The sequence below is a fragment of the Levilactobacillus parabrevis genome, from assembly GCF_044051715.1.
Lineage (GTDB): Bacteria > Bacillota > Bacilli > Lactobacillales > Lactobacillaceae > Levilactobacillus > Levilactobacillus parabrevis.
Genome location: NZ_CP168688.1, coordinates 2,377,109 through 2,398,492, shown reverse-complemented (window position 1 = coordinate 2,398,492; position 21,384 = coordinate 2,377,109). Strand labels below are relative to the sequence as shown.

17 protein-coding genes are annotated in these 21,384 nt (G+C 51.0%); 10 read left to right on the top strand and 7 right to left on the bottom strand.

The genetic code is table 11. The annotated features are described in order from the left end of the window. Window positions 1-171: 171 nt before the first annotated feature. The 5 genes from ACEPSU_RS11210 to purH form a co-directional block, all read right to left on the bottom strand. Window positions 172-1,338 carry a MalY/PatB family protein gene (locus tag ACEPSU_RS11210; RefSeq protein WP_395321681.1) on the bottom strand — a complete coding sequence of 389 codons (1,167 nt, stop codon included), beginning with the start codon at window positions 1,336-1,338 and terminating at the stop codon, window positions 172-174. Next, complete coding sequence (locus ACEPSU_RS11205) at window positions 1,338-2,192, bottom strand: DUF3737 family protein (RefSeq protein WP_020088948.1); 855 nt, start codon at window positions 2,190-2,192, stop codon at window positions 1,338-1,340. Before ACEPSU_RS11205 ends, ACEPSU_RS11210 begins: the two co-directional genes overlap by 1 nt. A gap of 112 nt (window positions 2,193-2,304) precedes the next feature. After that, window positions 2,305-4,374, bottom strand: a complete 2,070-nt coding sequence (locus ACEPSU_RS11200; protein ID WP_395321679.1) for a hypothetical protein — start codon at window positions 4,372-4,374, stop codon at window positions 2,305-2,307. A 16-nt stretch (window positions 4,375-4,390) separates the two neighbouring features. Then, window positions 4,391-5,407 carry a glycosyltransferase family 2 protein gene (locus tag ACEPSU_RS11195; RefSeq protein ID WP_395321677.1) on the bottom strand — a complete coding sequence of 339 codons (1,017 nt, stop codon included), beginning with the start codon at window positions 5,405-5,407 and terminating at the stop codon, window positions 4,391-4,393. A 208-nt stretch (window positions 5,408-5,615) separates the two neighbouring features. Further along, on the bottom strand, window positions 5,616-7,148 hold the full coding sequence (gene purH, locus ACEPSU_RS11190; protein ID WP_395350848.1) for a bifunctional phosphoribosylaminoimidazolecarboxamide formyltransferase/IMP cyclohydrolase: 1,533 nt from the start codon (window positions 7,146-7,148) through the stop codon (window positions 5,616-5,618). A gap of 597 nt (window positions 7,149-7,745) precedes the next feature. Between purH and ACEPSU_RS11185 the strand changes: the two genes are divergently transcribed. The 5 genes from ACEPSU_RS11185 (at window position 7,746) to ACEPSU_RS11165 (ending at window position 13,917) form a co-directional block, all read left to right on the top strand. After that, the gene (locus ACEPSU_RS11185) at window positions 7,746-9,095 is read left to right on the top strand and encodes a GH25 family lysozyme (RefSeq protein WP_395321674.1); all 1,350 of its coding nucleotides are present in this window, start codon (window positions 7,746-7,748) and stop codon (window positions 9,093-9,095) included. Between the two features lie 23 nt (window positions 9,096-9,118). Beyond that, window positions 9,119-9,766 (top strand): hypothetical protein, encoded by a 648-nt coding sequence (locus tag ACEPSU_RS11180; protein ID WP_395321672.1) that lies wholly within the window; start codon window positions 9,119-9,121, stop codon window positions 9,764-9,766. A 653-nt stretch (window positions 9,767-10,419) separates the two neighbouring features. After that, window positions 10,420-11,595: an AI-2E family transporter gene (locus tag ACEPSU_RS11175; protein ID WP_020088942.1), complete on the top strand. Its 1,176-nt coding sequence runs from the start codon at window positions 10,420-10,422 to the stop codon at window positions 11,593-11,595. Between the two features lie 180 nt (window positions 11,596-11,775). Continuing rightward, the gene (locus ACEPSU_RS11170) at window positions 11,776-13,245 is read left to right on the top strand and encodes an ABC transporter permease (RefSeq protein ID WP_395321670.1); all 1,470 of its coding nucleotides are present in this window, start codon (window positions 11,776-11,778) and stop codon (window positions 13,243-13,245) included. A gap of 12 nt (window positions 13,246-13,257) precedes the next feature. Further along, window positions 13,258-13,917: an ABC transporter ATP-binding protein gene (locus ACEPSU_RS11165; RefSeq protein ID WP_395321668.1), complete on the top strand. Its 660-nt coding sequence runs from the start codon at window positions 13,258-13,260 to the stop codon at window positions 13,915-13,917. 104 nt (window positions 13,918-14,021) lie between these two features. On the opposite strand, the gene ACEPSU_RS11160 is transcribed toward ACEPSU_RS11165, so the two are convergent. Then, on the bottom strand, window positions 14,022-14,516 hold the full coding sequence (locus tag ACEPSU_RS11160) for a GNAT family N-acetyltransferase (protein ID WP_395321667.1): 495 nt from the start codon (window positions 14,514-14,516) through the stop codon (window positions 14,022-14,024). Between the two features lie 34 nt (window positions 14,517-14,550). Continuing rightward, window positions 14,551-15,003, bottom strand: coding sequence for a MarR family winged helix-turn-helix transcriptional regulator (locus ACEPSU_RS11155; protein ID WP_395321666.1), 453 nt, complete (start codon window positions 15,001-15,003; stop codon window positions 14,551-14,553). A gap of 147 nt (window positions 15,004-15,150) precedes the next feature. On the opposite strand from ACEPSU_RS11155, the gene ACEPSU_RS11150 reads away from it, so the two are divergent. From ACEPSU_RS11150 to ACEPSU_RS11130, 5 genes are all read left to right on the top strand, one after another. Next, on the top strand, window positions 15,151-16,545 hold the full coding sequence (locus ACEPSU_RS11150) for an FAD-binding oxidoreductase (protein ID WP_395321664.1): 1,395 nt from the start codon (window positions 15,151-15,153) through the stop codon (window positions 16,543-16,545). A gap of 209 nt (window positions 16,546-16,754) precedes the next feature. Next, window positions 16,755-18,392 carry an alpha-glucosidase gene (locus ACEPSU_RS11145; protein WP_395321662.1) on the top strand — a complete coding sequence of 546 codons (1,638 nt, stop codon included), beginning with the start codon at window positions 16,755-16,757 and terminating at the stop codon, window positions 18,390-18,392. 280 nt (window positions 18,393-18,672) lie between these two features. Beyond that, window positions 18,673-19,155: a MarR family winged helix-turn-helix transcriptional regulator gene (locus ACEPSU_RS11140; RefSeq protein WP_395321660.1), complete on the top strand. Its 483-nt coding sequence runs from the start codon at window positions 18,673-18,675 to the stop codon at window positions 19,153-19,155. A 316-nt stretch (window positions 19,156-19,471) separates the two neighbouring features. Beyond that, window positions 19,472-20,224, top strand: a complete 753-nt coding sequence (pnuC, locus tag ACEPSU_RS11135; RefSeq protein WP_395321658.1) for a nicotinamide riboside transporter PnuC — start codon at window positions 19,472-19,474, stop codon at window positions 20,222-20,224. A gap of 174 nt (window positions 20,225-20,398) precedes the next feature. Further along, window positions 20,399-21,319 (top strand): magnesium transporter CorA family protein, encoded by a 921-nt coding sequence (locus ACEPSU_RS11130; protein WP_020088933.1) that lies wholly within the window; start codon window positions 20,399-20,401, stop codon window positions 21,317-21,319. Window positions 21,320-21,384 lie beyond the last annotated feature (65 nt).

Here is a 21,384-nt window from a genome sequence, read left to right as displayed (position 1 = left end):
AGCAAGGATAACGAGAAAACCAGTCGGCGGGGTCTTGTGAAGTTTGGTGAAAGTTGACTGGCATAAAAAACGAGTTCGGGGAAAATCCCGGACTCGTTTTGAACGTGTGTAATGTAGGTAAGCTGTGTTTTACGTGATGGTGAGTTGACCGCAACCCGTCACCCGTTTACGTTACGCCTTTTGAAAATCCTTTACCCCAGCGACTAACCGATCCAAACCATCTTGGAGTCGTTCAGCTGGGCAGGCGACGTTGATGCGGACGAAGTCGTGACCATCACCACCGTAGACGGCGCCGGCCGTAATGAAGAGGCCGGTGTTCTTGCGGATGAAGTCACACAGTGCCGTAGAGTCGGTGGTGACTTCGGTACAGTCGATCCACACGAGGTAGGTCGCGTGACCGGTAATGACGTGTAACTGTGGTAATTTCTTTGCAATCAGCTTGGTTAAGGCCAGCTTGTTCGCGGTAATCTGGGCGTTGAGTTCGTGAACCCATTCCGCACCAGTTGTGTAGGCTGCGATGCTCCCGTCAATGGCGAAGGCGTTGGGTTCGGCTAGCTCGTCAGTGTTAATGCCGCGGTCCACGATATTCCGCAGATTTTCGTTGGGGATGATCAGCGTGGCGGCGTGGAGGGCGGCCACGTTGAAGGTCTTGCTAGGGGAAACGGCGGTAATGCTGTTGTTCGCGCAAACGTCGCCAGCGGCAGCAAATGGCGTGTAGCCGTAGCCCGTTTCGGTAATGTCGCCGTGGATTTCATCGGCAAAAACGACCACGTGATTGGCAGCGGCCAATTCCCCGATGCGCTTCAGTTCGGCAGCCGTCCAGATCTTACCGACCGGATTGTGCGGATTGCAGAGGATCATCATCGTGGTGAGTGGTTCGGCCATCTTAGCAGCGAGGTCGTCCCAATCAATGGTGTACTGGCCATCGTGATATTGGAGGTCACTTGAAAGGACGTGGCGGCCGTTGTTAACGATTGAATTGTAAAAGATATTGTAGACTGGTGCCTGGACCAACACATTGTCACCAACGTGACTGACGCGGCGAACGGCGGATGAAATGGCTGGCACTACGCCGGTTACGAAGCGCATCCAATCGGTGTTGGGTGCCCAGTTGTGTTCGGTCGCGTACCAGTGTTGAACCGCTTCAAAGTAAGCGTCAGGCACTTCTTCGTAACCGAAGATCCCAGTGTCAGCCTTACGCTTGATAGCATCGACGATTCCAGGCGCGGTTCGGAAGTCCATATCCGCCACCCACATGGGGAGCTCATTTGCGGCCACGTCCCATTTGACGGAATTCGTGTGCCGACGGTCAATCATTTCTGAAAAATTATAACTCATTATGCGGAAGCCTCCTGAGTAGTTGAAATAATGGTCTGTGTCGGGTCAATGGCGGGGTCGTCAAAGATAACCTGGCCGATTGCCGGTGCTGTAATTTTACCATTAATAGGGTTCTTCACGCTATCGATTGCCGTGTTGATGGTGGCATCGATGTCAGAACAGTACTCAAAGGAGAGGTCCGTATTGATCAGTGAACAGTTACGCAGGGTCAAGTGGTCGACGTAGCAGAGACCTTGATCACTTTCCAACCAACAGTTGACGAAGGTAATATTCTTGGTGTTCCAGGCTAAATATTCGCCAATGATGGTGGAATCATAAATCGTCACGTTGTCGCAGTTCCAGAAGGCATCGTGGGTGATGAAGGTCGAGTTGTGGACCTCCACATTTTTACTGCCATCGAAGGCGTAGTTACCGTTGATCGTTAGGTTATGGGCCACGACATTCTCGCTGTTCATGCCGAAGTAGTCGCCGGTTGCAGTGACGTTATCGAGCGTAATGTCTTGGCACCACCAGAGTGTCTCGCCGGCGTTGGCGAAGGTTACATCATCTAAGTGGATGTCTTGTGCGTGCCGGAAGGTCTTGGTGGCCCGGACGACACTGTGCTTCATGGTCAGGTCCTGGGTGTACCAGATGCCGGCGTGGGCGTCTGGTTGCCAAGTCGTATGGTCTAAGCTAGCGTGATTGGTGTACCACAGCGGGTATTTCCATTTGAAGATGGTGTGGTCGATGGCAACGTTTTTGGCGTGCTTCAACGGCGATTCACCGTCGACAAAGGTACTGTTTGTAATGTGGAGATCATGCCCTTGAAACAGAGCACGTTCGCCAGTTAAAGTTTGTTGGTTGATTTCTTTCAAGTTTTTGGCTCCTTTTAAAAATACGTTTGCTGGAATTTGAGTTCGTAAATTTACCCATGGTTCCATTCTAGTACCTTAGAGCCACTCGAAGGCAAGTCGTTTGGTAATTTTTTTAAATGTGGCGGCGATACCAGTAAAAACGGTCGATGATGATCAGTCCGCCGAGCCAGAGTGTGCCAATAATCAGCCAGAGCTTGCTGGGCGTTAGGATGGGGCTCACGCTGCGTTGATCAATGAAGAAACGCAGGTACTGGTGAGGGTGCGTGGTGAGTGGCTGGGCCAACAGGGGATAGTTGGCGGGGGCCGTGACGATTTTTTGTGGGTCGTACCGGGTAGCCGTAAGGGTCAACGTGTAATGGCCGGCTGGTAGTGGGCGCGGCAGAGTTTGCGTTAAGCTGAGTGGCTTGCCCCGGGACTGCCAGGCCAACTTGCCGCTTGCTGTTCGCAGGGTAACGTTGCCGGTAAAGGATTCGCCGTTGTTGATCAATACGTGATTGAAGGGCAACGGCGCCGTGAAGGGTTGCGTCAGTCGTTGATTTTGCTGAAGCCGTACTTTGTGATTCTGGTAGTAACGGCCCTCATTTTGGCTGACCACGCTGACTGGGTGACTACGAGATCGGGTGACCAAACCGTAGTTTTGCCAGGCGCCGATTCCTAAGGCTGCGGTGAACCCAATAGCTAGACCGAGAGGCAACCAACGTGAGCGTTGCGACCAGCGCAGGAGGTTCAGGGGTTGGCGGTAACCAGCAGCGGTACCAGCGATGAGTAACGGGAGTAGTGGCAGTGCGTAACGTTCTTCGGATTCCCAGAAGATTACGTGGAAGCAGGTCAGACCAATAATGAAGAGGCCGCCCAGCAGATAGCCCGTACTGAATTTGCGACGGCGAATCTGCTGAATACCCCAACCACAGTTGACAATGAGGAGGGCTAGGTAGTTCATCTGACACCAGTTGGCAAGCAGCCAGTCGATGGTGTTGCGATGCTGACGGTACCAGTTGGGTGCGCGATCATAGGCCGGGGAGATCTGAAAGCTATCAAAGGTGCCCGTTGCGAGAAATAGTTTGGCTTTGCGGTAGAGGTGGTGGATGATGCCGCTAGGGCCGAGCTGATGCAGGTAGTCTTTGAAGTTGGTCTTCGCCTGGGTCTGTTTAGCGGCGGCCGTGGGTTGGGCCATAATCCGGCCGACATCGTGGCGGTTGTATTGGCCGTAATATGCCGGATTCCAGCTCATGGCAATCCAACTGGTCGCGGGTAGCGCTTGGTCGGGATTAGACTGAAATCCAGCTGCCTGCTGGGCGGTTCGGTTACCGATTGTACCGCCGGCTAATAGTGCTAACAGAAGAAGGGTAACCCAACTGCGAGTTAGGAAGGGGTGAGTCGTGGCGTTTGGCAGCAGCCAGAGTATCAGAATAGTGGCGATAATGAGGACGATGAAGTTGGCTTTTAATAGGTAGGTCAACGTTAGGATGATTCCGAGTCCCAGCGCACGAGGCACGGCCTGCCGCCAGTTGGTGGACCGTAGAAGACCACGTACAAGGACGACAGCGAAGAGTCCCGTGGGCAGGACATAAGTGTCATTGTAGGTGTTGAGGGCGTAGGCATACAGGGGGACCGTTCCTAAAATAATGCCTAAGAAGAGGTGACCACGAGCCGGATTCTTCTTGGTTAGGACGTACCAGACCGTGACCAGTCCGCAGTCGAGCCAGGCAAATTGAACGAGATTCAGCCAAACACCAGAACTAAAGCCCAGCCAGTGGCCGACTTTCAGGAGACCACTCAGGAGTATGGTGAAGCTCACATTGTTAGGATAGGTGTAGAAGTAGCGGTTCCAGTGAGCACTCCCCTCTAATAGGGAAACGGCTTGTTGGTGGACGAAGTATAAATCGGCCCGCGGAGCAGAAATCCAATTGACAGCGACCCAAAGTTGAATGGCCAGTAAGAGGGCCCAGAGGCCGAGACTGAGATAGCGATGCTGATGTTTGCTGAGTCGATGGAACCAGCGGAAGGCCAGACCCACGCCGCCCAGGTAGATACCGGCACCCAGGATAATGATGAGGGGTGAAAGCCAGTCGTGGTCGATCCGAAAGGTCACGGGTACCAGGCCAGCTAGGACGCCAGTCAATAGGAACATTAAACTGATGAGACCGCTGAGGCCAGTGGTGAGATGCTGCCGGATTGCCATAATAAGACTTCCTTATCTAACGAGATGAGTGGTCACGTGCCAACGGGACCACGGGTTGTGCAGGTGTAAATGCTGAAGAATAGGTGTCGGATTGAATGATGAAACGTGGTCGGTGCTTAACTTCGGTGAAAGTTCGGCCAACGTATTCACCGATAATGCTGGTAGCGACCAGTTGAAAACCGCCGAGAAACCACAGAGAAGCCATAATGGAACTCCACCCGGTGACGACGGCGCCCCGAATGTGCTGAATCAAGATCCAGAGTAAGACCAACAGTGCCCCGCCGCAGATGAGTAATCCAGCGTAGAGCACCGCGCGAATGGGCGCGATGGAAAAAGATAGAATGCCATCGAGGGCGAAGCGAATCATCTTGCGTAAGGGGTATTTGGAAACGCCGGCCTTACGCGGCTGACGTTTGTAATACAGCTTGGTTGCTGGAAAACCAAGTTGTGGGATGATCCCCCGAATAAAGGGATGGGATTCCTGACAGCTCATGAGGGCGGTCACAGCCCGTTGACTCATGAGTCGAAAATCGGAGTGATTGGGGATGAGGTCCACCCCCAACTTGCCCATAAACCAGTAAAAGCCTTGGGCCGTCGTCCGCTTGAACCAGGTATCGGTCGATCGATCGTTGCGGACACCGTACACGATATCGAAGCCCTCGCGTGCCTGTTCAAGCATACCAAAGATGAGTTGTGGGTCGTCCTGTAAGTCGGCATCAATCGTGACGATGAGGTCAGCGTAAGGCTGAGCAATCTGCATGCCAGCCATGAGGGCCGCTTCTTGACCATAGTTACGACTGAACTTCAGGCCCGTGTAACAGGCGTCCTGTTGGCGTAACTCAGTAATTAAGGCCCAAGTGCGATCCTGACTGCCATCGTCAACGAAGAGAATCTTACTGTCAGGTGTCACTTGTTGGTGATCCATTAGCCGTTGCAGAATGCGCCGCAGAATGGGTGCACTGGTCGGTAAGACGGGTTCCTCGTTGTAGCACGGCACAACGATAGTGAGACGTGGAATCACGGAACTTTTCATAAACAATCACTCCCCCAGAGATTGATAGTTATTTCTGAGTTTGATGATAAACCGGATAACTCCATTATGGGGCTATTGGTATTTAAATCAAACGACTTTTTTCGGGTGATTAACTATAACGCAGGTCGCAAAATGGCCGCCGCAGGGAACCAATTGGTGACTGCGACGGCCATTCTAGTGGTGTCGGGTTTTAATTTTAACGTTAGGCTTAGTGTCTGAAGTGACGATTCCCGGTGAAGACGAGGGCCACGCCCAGGGCATCAGCCATGGCGATGGATTCCTTGTCACGGATACTACCACCAGGCTCGGCGATGACCTTGATTCCGTGCTCAGCGGCATATTTGACGCAGTCATCCATCGGGAAGAAGGCATCGGAGACTAAGACAGCCTGGTCGAAGTTCGGCTTATTTTCGGCCTTACCGACCGCGATTTTCACGGCATCAATCCGGTTCATTTGCCCGGGGCCAACGCCCAGCGTTTGATCACTGGTATTGACCAAGATAGCATTACTTTTGACGAACTTAATGGCTTTGAGACCAAAGGCAATTGCTGTGAGTTGTTCGGGCGTCGGTTGTGCGTGACTGACGGTTTGGAAATTAGTCGGGTCATCGCGAACGTCATCGCGTTCCTGACGTAATAAGCCACCGCGGATACTGATGATTTCGTCGGCCTCTGGAGCCTGAGCGGTGGTAAAGTCTACCGTCATTAGGCGAAGATTTTTCTTTTTGGCTAACAGGTCGTACGCGTCGTCGTCAAAGCCGGGAGCGATGATGATTTCCAAGAAGAGTTGGTGCATCTTGGTGGCGGTGGCGAGGTCGACCGGACGATTCAGGACAATGATGCCACCAAAGATCGACATGGAGTCAGCCGCGTAACATTTATCCCAAGCGTGTTCGAGAATGGCGTCAGAACCGATACCACACGGATTCATGTGTTTGAGTGCGACCACGGTCGGTTGGGTGGGAAACTCACGGATTAAGCCCAGCGCGGCGTCAGCGTCCTTGATGTTATTGAAGGAGAGCGGCTTGCCGTGGAGTTGCTTGGCAGCGGCAATTGAAAATGGTGCGGGTTGGTAGTCCGCGTAAAAAGTTGCCGTCTGCTGAGGGTTTTCCCCATAACGAAGGGCTTGCTTGCGTTGATAGGTCAGGGTCAGGGTGTCTGGTTTGGCCTCATCGGTCAGGTAGTTGGCAATGACGGCATCGTAGTGGGCCGTATGGTGGAAGACTTTAGCTGCCAAATGCTTGCGGAACCGCATGTCATCGTCGGGAGTGTCGAGTGCCAAGCTAACTTGGTCGTAGTCGGCCACGTCACAGACAACTAGGACGTCGCGGTAATTCTTGGCTGCTGCCCGAATCAAAGAGGGACCACCAATGTCAATCTGCTCAACGGCGTCCGCCAAGGTAACTTCGGGGTCACTAATGGTCTCGGCGAAGGGATAAAGATTTACGCAAACGAGATCAATCGGTGTAATGTCGTGCTCAGCGAGTGTTTGTAGGTGGTCGGGGTCTTCACGCCGCGCAAGAATACCGCCGAAGACCCGTGGATTCAACGTTTTGACTCGCCCGTTTAGCATTTCAGGGAAATGCGTCACATCTTCGATCGGTGTGACGGCGATGCCAGCCGCGTTCAGCGCAGTCTGGGTGCCACCGGTGGAGACAATTTCAAAGTGGTGAGCAATCAAGTCTTGGGCAAATTCGACAATTCCCGTTTTATCGGAAACACTAAGCAAAGCACGGCGCATAAGCGAGACCTCCTAGAGTAATTTAAGTTAGTCCTATCATACGTGATTTTTCGTGAACAATCAACGGGAACAAAATATAAATATTCGCATATTATGGTTTTAACCGGAAAACTCAATTCATCAGATAATGGTAATTGTTCGATGCTAATTCTACCATTAAGCGTTAATTGGCAACCCTATTTTGCTAAACAATGAATGATAATCTAAATATTAATCTAATTGTAAAAACCGAACTTTAACCAGAAAATGACTGTTGCGAGATGAGCCAAGTAACTTTCCCGCTTTAGACGTTGTCAAATGCATTCACAAACGAGGGGTTTATCGAATGTAGCGGTTGAGAACACCAATGATTTTACAATAAATAAGTGTTGACTATCGTTGATTTACCGGCGTTCCTGTAATAAATATAATTGTAAAATCCAGTAATCAAACTGCAATCCCATTGTTATTGAATGCACATTTTCTTCGGGTACTGTTTAGTAAGACCCCAAAATGAGGTGGTGAGCAGTTAGCGAAGGGGAGCGTCGGTGCGGGGAATCAAACGCCGGATTCTAGTGGGGTAGGGCACACCAAATTTTAAGTAGGGAAGTGCCAAGTATGTCGAACAAGCATCGTTGGGCCAAACGGTTAGCACAATTGGTTGTGGCCGCCAGTGCCATGATTGGGATTGCGTGGGGCGAGCAGGCCGTTGCCAGCGCGAGCACGCTAGCCATTCCGGATATTTCCGAGTGGCAAGGGAAACTAACTGCGAGTCAGGTTTCAAATTTGAAGAGTCAGGTCTCCTTCGTGATTAACCGGCGGCAATACGGGTCCGCCTATCAGGACCTTTACGCCGCCAATAATACGGCATTGTACGTGAAATATGGTATTCCGTTTGGCGAGTACGATTATGCCCGATTTACCAGTGCCGCCAGTGCCAGACAGGAAGCCAAGGATTTCTATAATCGCTCGAATAAGAACGCATCATTCTATGCTTTGGATTTTGAGGAAAATGACGTCACCTCAGGCACCACCAATGCCGCAGTTAAGGCGTGGTACGATGAGATGCGCTCGTTGACGAGTAAGAACTTAGTCTTTTATTCTTATCAAAGCTTCGCCACTTCATATGCCAATACGGCGCGGCAAAACTTTGATGCGCAGTGGATCGCCAACTATTCCTATACGCCAACGATTTCGTTTGCGCTGTGGCAATACACTGATCACAATTACCTCTCGGCGCTGAGTGAATACACCGATAATAGTAAGGCGGTCACCTCGGTTCACCCCATCAGTTGGTGGACGGATAGTGTGGCCACAGCCTTGTCGAGTGTGACCTATGCGTACAGTGGATATAAGGTGGGACAGCATATTTACTTACATAATAATGCATCCAAATATGCGGATGGCACCAAGATTGCTAAGTCTGACCGGCAGAAGTTTTACAGGATCTCTAAGGTTAAGAATCTAACGCAATCAAGGTCCAAGCAGGCTTTATACATCAGTGATCTAGGAAAGTGGGTCCTTTCGCAAGATGGCACGGGTTATTTTGTGGGGCAGCATGGCTCCTATACGCTGAAGCATAAATTGAATCTTTATTCGGATTCTAGCCTCACCAAGAAAACCGGGAGTTATTACGTATCCGGTGATACCGTCGCGGGAAAGCTGGTCAAGGCGCCGAGCGGGAAGTCGTATCGGGTCAAGACGAGTCTGGGATACCTATCCGCTAACGTTAAATTTATGACGCCGGCTTACTATGAATCTTTGAGCAGCACCAAGACGATTAAGACCAAGAAGAAAGTTTACGAATACAAGAAGTCTTCGTTTGCTAAGTCTAGTCGCTCGAAGGCCGTTACCAAGGGGACCAAGCTGAAGGTGACTGCCGTTAAAAAGCGGTCTACTGGGTCACGGTACTTTGTCTTGAGTAATGGCAAATATGTCACGGCGTTGAAGAGCTACGTTACGGAATAAATCACGAAAGAGGCTGAATAAATATGCAACGGAAAACAAAGATCATTACCGCGGTTACGGCAGCGCTGGCAGTCATCACGTTGGGGTCTGGGACGGTCCTCGAGATGCACGCCGCCAATGATGTCAGTAGCGTGAGTCAGACGACGGCACCCAGTACGGTGCACGCCGATAGTGCAAAATTGACCGCCGATAGTGCCAGTGGTACGAAGCAAAACTACACGGTTAAATATACCGATAAGAATACCGGCGACCAATCCGCGACCCTGCAGAAGAAGACGTACGGGTCCAGCAATCGGGCTGGAAGCCAAGTGGATTACGTGGGTACTAATACCGAGGGTGCCAAAGTCAAGCTGAATGGGCGCACGACCGCTGTGGTCCAAGGTGTCATGGGTCACACCTATGTTCACTGGAACAAGGGCGACTGGTCGGTCACGGCGGTTGCCAGCAATGCCGACGAAACGGGAACACCAACGCAATTTGCCAAGCAAGTTAACCAGCAGATTACGTCGTCCAGTTTGCCTAAGTCGGCCGACACCGGCGCCATTACCGTTTACAGCGGCACCGAAAAGCAACAGGCCAATTCGGTCAGCTGGCAGAAGGGTAAGCAACTCTACACGGTCAGCGGCAAGACGGCTGCCAGCACCGTCAAATTAGCCCAAGACACGGACTAGCGAATAAACCGTTCGCCTTACCGGGCAGTGCAAATAAACCGGAGCGCTGTGGGCGGACGCCCGGAGCCAAAAGGCGGTCTCCGAGCTTGCTTTGAACCACAAAGGTCGTGTTTCAAAGTCACCAATTCTTTAAGCGGCAAGCCGCCAAGAGAATTCCCACGGCTGAGTTTATTTGCACTGCCCTCACAGCTAACGTCGGTTTAGTTCGCATATCCAGTTGATTTTTACACGAGTTGGTACAATTAGATTTGAAAAAGGTTGTCTCCCTTTCAGAGTAAGGTGAAGGGGAGGCAATCTTTTGTCTTGTGACCAGTCAGAAGGCAGCTAGGTTTGGTAAAGATTATGGCGAACGCTAGTATGTAGCTGGAGGCAGTCAGAGATGCAGCCGGCCGTGACGATGACCTTAGCTGACGATTCTTGTCAGGTTAGGTCATGGGACGAGCTTGGAGACGCGGGTTCTGGCGGCTTCAAGTCGAGGTCCAAGACCGTTCCTTAGGCTTGGACCGGTCCCCACAGCAGGCGAAATCCCTGATGGCCGCAAGCAAATGGAAAGCGCCGAACCGCGACTTTTACCAAAACCCGAGCGTCCGGACTAGTCAACGGGGCGGTTCCGCCGTACACTAGGAGAGAAGCTACAGCAGGGAGGGGTCAGCTTGAAAAATTTGCGTCAACCGGAATCGGGATTTTCCTGGTTCTACCAGCGTTTCTTGAATAATCACATCACGATTTTGCTATTAAATATTTTTCTTTTATTGTTAGTTGTTAACGAAATTGTTCAAAACGCTGGGCTTTTGGATCCGATTTGGAAGTTTGCCAGCATTACCATGCCAGCCATCGTGGTGGCGGGAATCCTGTTTTATGTGTTGGATCCGTTTGTTCACTTGATGGAGCGCCGACTACATATTCGTCAGGGATTAGCGATTGCGATTGCCATGTTGGTGGCGGTTGGCGCCATTATTCTGGTTTTCCTCAATTTGATTCCATTTCTCGCTAAGCAGGCGGCCGGGGCCGTGAGCACGTTGCCCCAGTTTGCCAATGATATGCTTGCAAAGCTAAATCATCTTAATCAGGTCCATCACTGGATCTCTACGAATAACTTGGATCAGGTCAATCAACGTGTTACCACTTACTTCTCTAAGCGGGGACTGAACCTGTTGACCGGGACACTGACGTCGATTGGCAACGTCGTGACGACCGTTAGCGACTGGGTCATCACGATTATCACGGCGCCGCTGGTCCTATTCTTCATGTTGAAGGATGGCACGCGTTTTCCGCATTACGTGAGTCAGGTCGTGCCCACGGCTTACCGGGAACGGTTTGTAGTGATGTTAGACCAGATGAACGTCAAGGTTAGTTCCTACGTCCGTGGGCAATTGACCGTGGCACTGTGTGTCCTGATTATCTTCACCACGGGTTATTCCATCATTGGCTTGCGCTATGCCCTGTTGATCGGGCTGCTAGCGGGGCCGCTCAACTTGATTCCCTACTTTGGGTCGGCCATCGCGTTGATCCCAGCGCTAATTATCGGGGCCATTACGAGCCCGTCGATGCTGCTAGGGGTCGTCATCGTCTATCTGATTGAATGGGTCTTGGAAACGCAGGTCCTGTCTCCCCTGATCATGGGAAACAGCCTGGCGATGCATCCAATTACCATCGTCTTCGTGTTACTAGCCGCCGGGAAGATGTTTGGCTTAGTCGGTGTGATCTTTGGGGTGCCGGGATTCGCCGTGCTAAAGGTTCTGGTGACGACTGCCTTTCAGTGGTATCAGGAGTACTCCGCGCTTTACCCGGACGTCTTTCCACCGGAAGATAAGCTGGGTGAGCCTTAACGGTTTATTAACATCATGATTAACAAATGAATCAGTTACAAGCGGCGGTGTCCTGCGGGATGCCGCCATTTTTTGTTGGACCGAGCGCTGTCGGTTAATGCTGTAAAGCCCAGCACTTTAGGTTTGCGATAAGCCAGCTTTGCCATAATCAGGACATGTTATGAAATGGAGGCGACTCGAATGAACTTTTTCAAACGGGCCTGGTTAAATGTGTGGGCGAAGAAGGGCCGGTCAGTCTTACTGATCCTGGTCTCGTCCGCCATTCTCATGTTTGTGTTAGCAGGCCTACTGATTAGAAGTGCGGCGGTCAAGGCAACGGAGACGGCCAAGGCGGACGCTGGCGCAACGATGACGCTGTCGGCCAACCGGCAGGCGGCATTTAAGAAGATGCAGCGTAGTCGTTCCAGTAGCTCCCCGACATCCAGTCGGCCCAAGCTGACACTGACGCCGGTTAGGTTGAGTGATGCCAAGAATATTGCAAAACTCAGCAATATCAAGAGCTACAACGTGACCAGCAGTACTACGGTGAATGCGAAATCCTACGATACGGTCTCGACCAGTACGGGGATGGGTGGCAACAGTAGTGGTGGCCCTGGTGGCATGAAGTCCACGAGTAGCTCATCCGGGGACACCCAGATCGATGGGGTCACGTCAACGGCACTGACGACGGCTTTCACCGACAGTCAGAGCAAGATTACCAAAGGGCGCGGTATCAAGGCGTCTGACAAGGGAACTAACAACGTCGTGATCGAAAAGGAACTGGCAAGTCAAAATAACTTGACGGTCGGCGATACCATGACCGTCAAGGAGACGACAGGGTCCAAGAGTACCCGCAAGGTGAAGGTTGTTGGCATTTACAAGGCGAGTTCGACCAGTTCAGCGAGTGCGGGTCCAATGAGTACTGACCCTGTCAATACAATCTACGCCTCATACACCCTGGCCAATACGATTAAGGGGAGTAAGTATGTGGGAACGGCTGATTCCGTGACGTTTAATGTGACGAATCCTGCCAAGGCAAGTGCGACCAAAAGGGCCGGCAACAAGCTGATCAGTAGTAAATACTCTCTGAGTACCGATGATTCCAGCTACCAAGTGATTAAGGCCTCGATGGACAACGTGGAAGGTTTTGCCAACAAGATCGTTTGGTTGGTGGCGATTGCCGGCACGATTATTCTGGCCCTGATCGTTATCCTGATGATTCGCGAACGGCGGTTTGAAATCGGCGTGCTGCTATCTTTGGGTGAAGCCCGCTGGAAGATTGTGGCCCAGTTCTTTACAGAAATGTTGATGGTCATCGTGATTGCTTTGGCAATTGCCGGCGTTGGTGGTCAATTCGTGGGGAATCAGTTGGGCTCACAACTGGTCTCACAGAGTACCACCACGCAGACGACCAGTAGCAGGACGTCCGGCCAGCTTGGTGGCAGTGGTCAACCGGGCGGCGGTAGTGGTATGCACGGTGGTGGGGCCGCCGGTGGCCCTGGCAGCACAACCGGCAACGCTAAGACGAAGAACCCTGATCTGGAAATTACCGTGAGCGCCGTCGACCTAGCGGAACTGGGTGGCTTTGGTTTGGCCATTACTTTCCTGTCGATCATGATTGCCTCCGGTGGCATTCTCAGACTAGAGCCGAAGAAGGTACTGATTTCCTAAGGAGGGACGCAGATGTTAAGAACTGAAGGCCTGGGTTATTGGTACCAGGATAAAGAACAACCGTTGTTTCAAGATATCAATCTCGAATTTGGAGAAGGCCAATCCTACGCGATTCTGGGTCACAGTGGAACCGGGAAGACCACGTTTCTTTCACTGATTGCCGGGCTAGATAAGCCGCGGGAAGGGGATATTTTCCTCAATGACCGGTCACTGAAACAGATTGGGCTGACCAACTACCGGCGACACGACGTTGCTATCGTATTTCAGGCGTACAACCTGTTTAACTACATGTCTCCGTTGAATAATCTCCTGACGGCGATGGCAATCACCAACGCCAGTCATGCTGGGGATCGAGGCTATGCGCAACGGGTGCTCAACGACCTAGGGATTGGGGATGAGCTCCTCACTAGAAACGTTCAGCGGCTCTCCGGTGGGCAGCAGCAACGGGTCGCCATTGCCCGAACCATGTGCTGTGATGCCAAGCTTGTCGTGGCCGATGAGCCGACTGGGAACTTGGACGAGGATAATACGAGAGAGGTCATCGACCAGTTTCAGCGGATTGCCCACGATCAGCAAAAATGCGTGATTATCGTGACCCATGAACCCGACGTGGCGGCACGGTGTGATCACCAGTATCGCTTGGAAAATAAGCAGTTTGTGCAGTTGGATTAACGCGACTTGGCTGGTTCTACCAGGACGACTGAAAAGCTTGAAAATGTGAAAAAAGACCTGGAATTTTTTTCAGGTCTTTTCGTCTGCGCTAGAGTGAAACAAGCTTACAGGTCCTTTTCCATCAGGTAGTCGGTCTGAGGATCATCCCCCAGCTTGAAGGTGTGGGCGCCGTAGCGGTGGTAGCCCATGAATTTGTAGAAAGCCAAGGCGTTGTCGTTATGTTCCCAGACACCCAGAATAACCTTAGGAAGGCCAGCCTCACGAGCCACCTGCTCGGTAAACTTAAGGAATTGGCGACCGAGGCCGTGGTGCTGAAAGCCTTCGCGCACGTAAACTCGTTGGATTTCTATGTCAGCCGCGTGGCGGAGGAGTTTGCCGTAGCCGGCGAGTTGGCTGTCGACTTGAAGAAAGTAGAAGGTAGCGGTTGAGTCGACGAGCTCCTGGCCGAGTTGCTCGCGGCTGAGGTCGTGTTCCAGGTAAGCCTTTAGGTTCTCCGGGGTATTCACGGCCCCAAAGGTTGCGGTAAAGGTTTCAACACTGACATTCCGGAGTTGTTCCAGATCAGTGGGAGTGACGGGGGTAATGGTGACATTTTTCATTGATTACGTGTCCTTTCATTGATTACGTGTCCTTTCAGTAGTTACGGTGTTCGCCGTGTTTCACTTTAACCCAGTCGGAATTGATATTGGCTTCCACGCGTTTCAGATAGTCGGCGAGTTGGTCGCGTTCGGCCGGAGTAAATCCCTTGAGTGCGGTGGCATTGGAATAGGCGTTTTCTCGTTTGATGATGGGGTAGAGGGCCTGGCCCTTTGCCGTGAGAAAGATCTGTTTCTGTTTCTTATCAGTGGGGCTGGGGCGGCGTTCCAGAATGCCGTTCTTCTCCAGTTTCTGAATGGCCCGGGCCGCGGTAGTCTTGTCGACCCGGACAATCACGGCGAGCCGTTCCAGAATAATTCCAGGCGTTTCAGCCACGCGAACCAAGTAGAGATACTGGCCACGATTCAGGTCGAGCGCCTTGAATTCGATATTGCTAATGCTGTCGAGTGCCCGGGCAACGGTGCCTATCGGACGTAAAATTTCTGCCAAGCTGATTCACCTCATTTCGTGGTAAAAAGTAGTATACGACGATTTGGTTGTAATTGCAACAAAATCTAAGCTATTTGTGAAGTAATCGCCTTGATTTCCTGTTAAAATGACCAATGAGCAATTCAAAAAATAAAAGAGGTCTTTGTGATGACAGTGTTTAGTGCCTATTCCGACGAGGAGATTCTGGACTATTTGAAGTCTCAGGTAAAGACGGGAACAGTTGTTACGGATGAAGCCACGTTGCGCAAGCAATCCTTCAATCCCAATGCAACTGGTGGTGAAACGGGCTTAGCGCGGGCGTTTGTCGAGGTTGCCGATGTTGAAGATATCCAAGGCGTCTTGCGGACAGCGCGGAAGTTCCACATCGCCGTGATCCCCCAAACCACCTTTAGCAGCACGGTGATCGGGTCCGACGGCTTGACGGGGGCAATTATCTTGTCTACGCGCAAGATGAATCAGATCCTGGAGATTAGTAAGGAAGATTCCGTGGCAGTCGTGGAACCCGGGGTCGTCAACGGCGATTTGGATAAAGAAGCTCGCAAGCAGGGGCTATTCTACGCCCCAGATCCTGGCTCTAAGCCGTTCTCATCGATTGGTGGGAATGTCTCTACCAATGCTGGTGGGATGAGCACTGTGCGCTACGGGGCGACCAAGGACAACGTGCTGGGCTTGAAGGCGGTGCTGGCCGATGGTCGGGTGGTCAAGCTCGGTGGCCGGACACTGAAACAGGCCTTTGGGTATGATTTGACCCAGCTCTTCGTTGGTTCCGAGGGAACTCTGGGGATCATCTACGAAGTCACTGTCAAGTTAATGCCGATTCCGCTGGGACAATCCGTCATGGGCGTGGCCTTCTTCAGCGATATGACGGCGCTGGCACAAGGCGTCACGGCTATTCGGATGTCTGGGGTCTACCCCACGATGCTGGAAGCCCTGGATGGCAATACCGTGGTGGCACTGGATAAATACGAAAAGACCCACTATGCCGATAATAGCGGTGCTATGCTGATCTTCCGGCTGGAAGGCGGCAGTCCCGAGAACGTCCAGGTCGTGCGTGACTTACTGGATAAATATCACGGGCAGAATGTGACGGTTACCACGGATGAAAAGGAAGAAGCCGATTTGGAACAGCTACGGCGGGACATCTTACCGGCCGTCTTTGCTGGCCGAAATCACCTGATGGAAGATATGGCGATGCCGTTGTCCAAGCTGGCGCCAATGATGGATTATCTGCAGGAGCTTGGGCAGAAGCTGGGCATTACCATCTACACGGCGGGTCATGCTGGGGATGGTAACGTCCACCCGACCTTCGTGTGGGACAAGGATGTCGATGAGGTGCCAGAGGTCATCATTGAGGCGCTACGGCAGACCTTCTGGAAGACGCTGGAACTCGGAGGAACAATCTCCGGGGAACACGCCGTGGGGATGCTGAAAAATCAATGGAACAACCCTGAATTGGGTGAAACGGTCGATCAGCTGCAACACCAGATCAAGACACTCTTTGATCCGATGAACCTGTTGAATCCCAAACGTAAGATTGATTAAGGTCGTCTGATCACCCATAATTAAACTAGAAAATTGTGTCCGGCCACCGAGCAAAATGTTCGGGGGCCGGACTTTTTTAAAGATAGGCATAAAACTTGCAAAAGAGGCCGACAAACCGGATAATTATTGTTACAATGAAAGCGAATGCAGGATTGGTATTTCCCGATAACAATCGGTTGCACAGCTTCAGGGATGGAAGGAAGAAAGTCATGGGCGACACACAGTGGTGGCAACACGCAGTCGGATATCAGATTTATCCGCAGAGTTTCTTAGATACGAATAACGATGGTATCGGAGATCTTGCTGGTATTCAACAGCAGATCGACTACCTGAAAACCTTGCGGGTCGACTTTGTCTGGGTCTCTTCATTCTACCCGTCAGGTGACGTGGATAACGGCTATGATGTCGTGAAATACCGTGGTGTGGCACCACAGTTCGGGACGCTGGCTGATTTCGACCGGCTCGTTGCGGCGCTCCATGCGGCCGATATTAAAATTGTGATTGACCTGGCACTCAACCATACGTCGAGTGAACACCCGTGGTTTCAGGCGGCATTAGCCGACCCCACCAGTGCCTATCACGATTATTATATCTGGCAACCGACCCCACCGGACGTGGCCCCGAATAATTGGGAGTCCGTCTTCGGTGGCTCGGCGTGGACCTACCATGCCGCAAGTCAAGCGGCGTACCTCCATACCTTTGCTCGGAAACAGCCGGATCTGAACTGGGAGAATCCAGCTGTTCGCCATGAGATGAGTGACATCATTCAGTGGTGGGCGGATCGCGGCGTTGATGGTTTCCGTTTGGATGGGGTCACCCATCTAAAGAAGCAAGCTGATTTTGCCGATGTAGCCGCGCCCCGGACGGATTATTACCGAGACTTTGCGGGGGTCACCACCTACTTGGCTGACCTGAAACCAGTCCTGCAACGCAATCATTTATTTACTATTGGTGAGGCGGGCGGCATCGATATGCCGACGGCGCAACGCTGGCTGGATCCTGATACGGGGTACTTTGATCTGTTGTTGGAATTTGACCACGTGCATTACTGGGAGAATGCGGAACCTAAGCTACCGATTGCTGCCTTGCGTCAGAACCTGACGCGCTGGCAGTTGGCACTGGCCGACAAGGGCTGGAACGCGTTATTCATTGAAAATCATGATTTACCCCGCGCCGTTTCCTACTATGGGAACCCGGTGGACTATCGCCGTCGTTCCGCGAAGGCCTTGGGATTGTGGTACTTGTTGATGAAGGGCACACCGTTTATCTATCAGGGCCAGGAGCTGGGGTTACCCAACGCTCGGTTTGATAGTATTGATGATTACCGTGACTTAGATAGTCGCCTGTATTACCGGAGTCAGCGGGCCAAGGGTGTTCCAGAGGCAAAGATTTTGGCACAGCTGGCCGCCGAGAGTCGGGACAATGCGCGGACGCCATTCCCGTGGAACGGTGAAGTGAATGGTGGTTTTTCCGAGCATCAGCCGTGGATTCAACCCACACAAGTTGTGGAACGCATCAACGTGGAACGTGAAAGTCATGATCCATACTCGGTTTTCACGTTCTATCGCCAGCTGATTCAGTTGAAAAAGACGGTACCGACGCTACAAAAGGGCCGTTATGAATTGATTGATACTAAAGATGACCAATTATATGTTTATCGTCGAACTTATAATGGCGATAATTGGTTGATCGTCGTGAATATGAGCAATGCTGCTGCAACCACTCAGGAGTTTGATTTAAATCCGAGCGAGCTGATTGTCACCAATATGCGGGTAGATGCAGCTTCGGATGAAACGCAGATTCAGCCGTGGGAAGCCCGGTTGTACCATTTACGAAAACTAGAGTGAGATTGAAAGCGGGGCGGTCCGGGTGAAAACGCGGCCGCCTTTTGTATACATTTGATTGTGAAAGAGTATTTTAGCTGTTAATAATTAGCCAGAATTATAGTCGGAGTAGTTTAAACCATAAACTTTTCGACAAATTAGTGAAAGCCACTTGCATTTCACGAGATTGTTCTTTATTATTAAATGTATAGATATTTCTATGGGGTCAACCATTTTGCGTATTGCTAATCGTGTTAATTATCTTAGCGGTTAGTAAGTAAAAGATAAGGATATGATGAATACTATGGCAAAAAGTAAGGTCGTACATGCGGAGAGTTTCTTCGAATCTTACATGGAGTTGAAGCGAGAATTAGAGAAATCAGCAACGCGATTCCAACGAGCAATGGGGATTTCGGTGGATCAGTATGCTATTCTGCATCATATTTTGGAGAATCCCGGTAAGTTGACGTCGGCCACGGTTGCTGACAGTCGGGGAATCTCCCGAGCAGCTGTTTCACGCGGGATTTCACAGCTGATTCGGCGCGGTTACGTGCTGCAGAGCTATCAGTCTTCCGATCGCCGGGTACGGCCGCTGTCGTTAACCACGAGTGGGGAAGAGCTAGAAATGACGTGTCATGATCTGCTGGTCAAGTCAGCGAAGATCATGAGTGAGACCCCCCTTTCTGCAGAGGGGAGTCAGTTAACGGTGGGTGAAGCTAACACAGATGCTTGCGTCGGCTACGGCACAATTAACGCCGGAAGCACCAGAAGAGTAAGGGACTTTTAAATTTTTCTTTAGACGGATCAGTCGTTCACGACTGATCCTTTTTATTTGGCCATTTCCCCTCAAACTATAAAAAGTGTGCAATGCCGATATGTTATAGAATCCTGTTTCACAGGACACCTGACGGGAGAGTAACCGTTTTCTGATAGCCTTGGCGTCATGAAACAAATTTGAAATTTTTCCAGTTTCAGAGAAAATTGCGTGCTATAATCATACCTGTTGCTCAAAACGAGCGACACAATATATTGTGTAGTGTAGCCACTTTGCCGGCGAGATTAATACTATATGTGGTTAATAAAACATGAGGGAGCGCATTAACATGAAGCATTATATTCAATTTTTATCTCACCAACTGAAGGGCTGGCCACAACAGAATTATTATCTGTTCTTCTTTAGCCTCGGGTGCCAGGTCATGACCTTGGTTGGCCAGCAGATAACGCTACTGACGGTGCTGACGTTTATTGGGACCACGTTAGGTGTGCTGTGTGTTCTGGCAATTAACGCGGCCAAGTCAGTCAACGGCTGGCTGGGTGTGTTGTCTGCGATTTGCTTCATCGTTACGGGTTTCGCTGCTAAAAATTATTTAAGTATTTTTGAACAGTTATCTTACGTGGTCACGCTGGATATTCCGGTTCTGCTGAGTGCAAGCTGGAACGTTAACATGGCTTCTAAGATTCGGAAGTTTGACGGTAAGAGCTGGGCCATTGCGTTGGTTTCCACGGTTGCCGTTTACCTAATCTCCGGGTGGGCCATTGGCGCCTTTACGGACGATCCTCGGCCTTGGGTCGATGCGATCAGCTTTGCCATCAGTTTAACGGCTGGCATCATTTGCTTCTTACGTTTCAACAACCAGTACGTCTGGTGGATTGCTTCAGGTCTCGCTCAAATGGTTCTGTGGTTCATTTCGTTCCGGCAGGGTTCTGCAACGCTGGCGATGTTTATCAACAGTTCCGTCTACCTGATCAACGACGTGTTGGCCTTCACCGTTTCACCTTGGTACAACAAGAAGGAACGCGCGCGGATCATCAAGCAAGAGACGGCGTACGCTGCCAGTCTAGAGAGTTCCAACTAAGTTAAGGTTTAGTGATTGGGCCGTTGTTTCAGGCGTGGGGCTTGAAACAACGGCTTTTATGGTGATTTTGTGCTTGTCGAATGCGTGACCGTCTTTTCAAAACTGACTTTTTTCAGCGCGGGTACGGGGGACGTGGTACACTAGGGGCATTGCTTGTATGAGGGAGCGGAGACCATGATAGTTGAGAAGAAGATCGGGGCGAAAGATCAGGACCTGGTATGGGTCATGACTATGGTTGAGGAAGAAGCTGACCGAGAGACCCTGAAGGTTAAATATGGCCTAACCGATGAGATTTTAACGTATGTGACCGATGAAAACGAGCGGTCCCACTATGACCGGGACGATTTCTTAAATTCACAATTATTTGTGTTGCACGTGCCGGTGGTCGTAGATCAGGTATCCCAGCGCTACATCACGCGACCAGTGACGTTTCTATTGAAGGGAAATAATATTTTTTCCATCACCACGAAGAATACACACTGGGCGAATACGCTGTTGGATGAGCGATTGAAGCTGGATCAAATCTACGACACAAATGAATTGTTGCTGGTTGGGATGTTCATTCTATTCGACCAATTTCTGGCGCCGATTCGCAAGATCAATGCGGAACAGAATCGTTTGGATAAGCAACTCAATAAGTCGCCGGATAACAAGGACTTAATTGCGCTGTCCAACCTGCAACAGAGCCTGGCTTACTTTGTCAGTGCCACGCGTAACAACGCCATGATGGCGGTCAATCTCAGCAATACGCCGTTTGGTCGGCAACTTTCTGACACCAATCAGGAACGGCTAGATGATGCGGTGATCGAAGCACGTCAGGCCTCTGAAATGACGTCAATTGAAGCCGATGTTGTTGACCGAATCTCAAGTACGTTCAATAATGTTCTGAATAATAACCTGAACGACACGATGAAGTTCTTAACGATTTGGTCATTGGTCTTAACGATTCCAACCATTGTGACTGGTTTTTACGGTATGAATGTCAAACTACCGTTGGCTAATCAAGGCAGTGTCTCATGGTTGATCACGGTGGCAATCATGCTGGGAGTCATGGTATGGGTCGCACTGATGCTGAAACACCGACATTTCTGGTAAAAATAATGATGAAACGTGGAGCAGGGACTAGCTGGCTTTCGGCACCCGCTTCAGCGATATAAGAG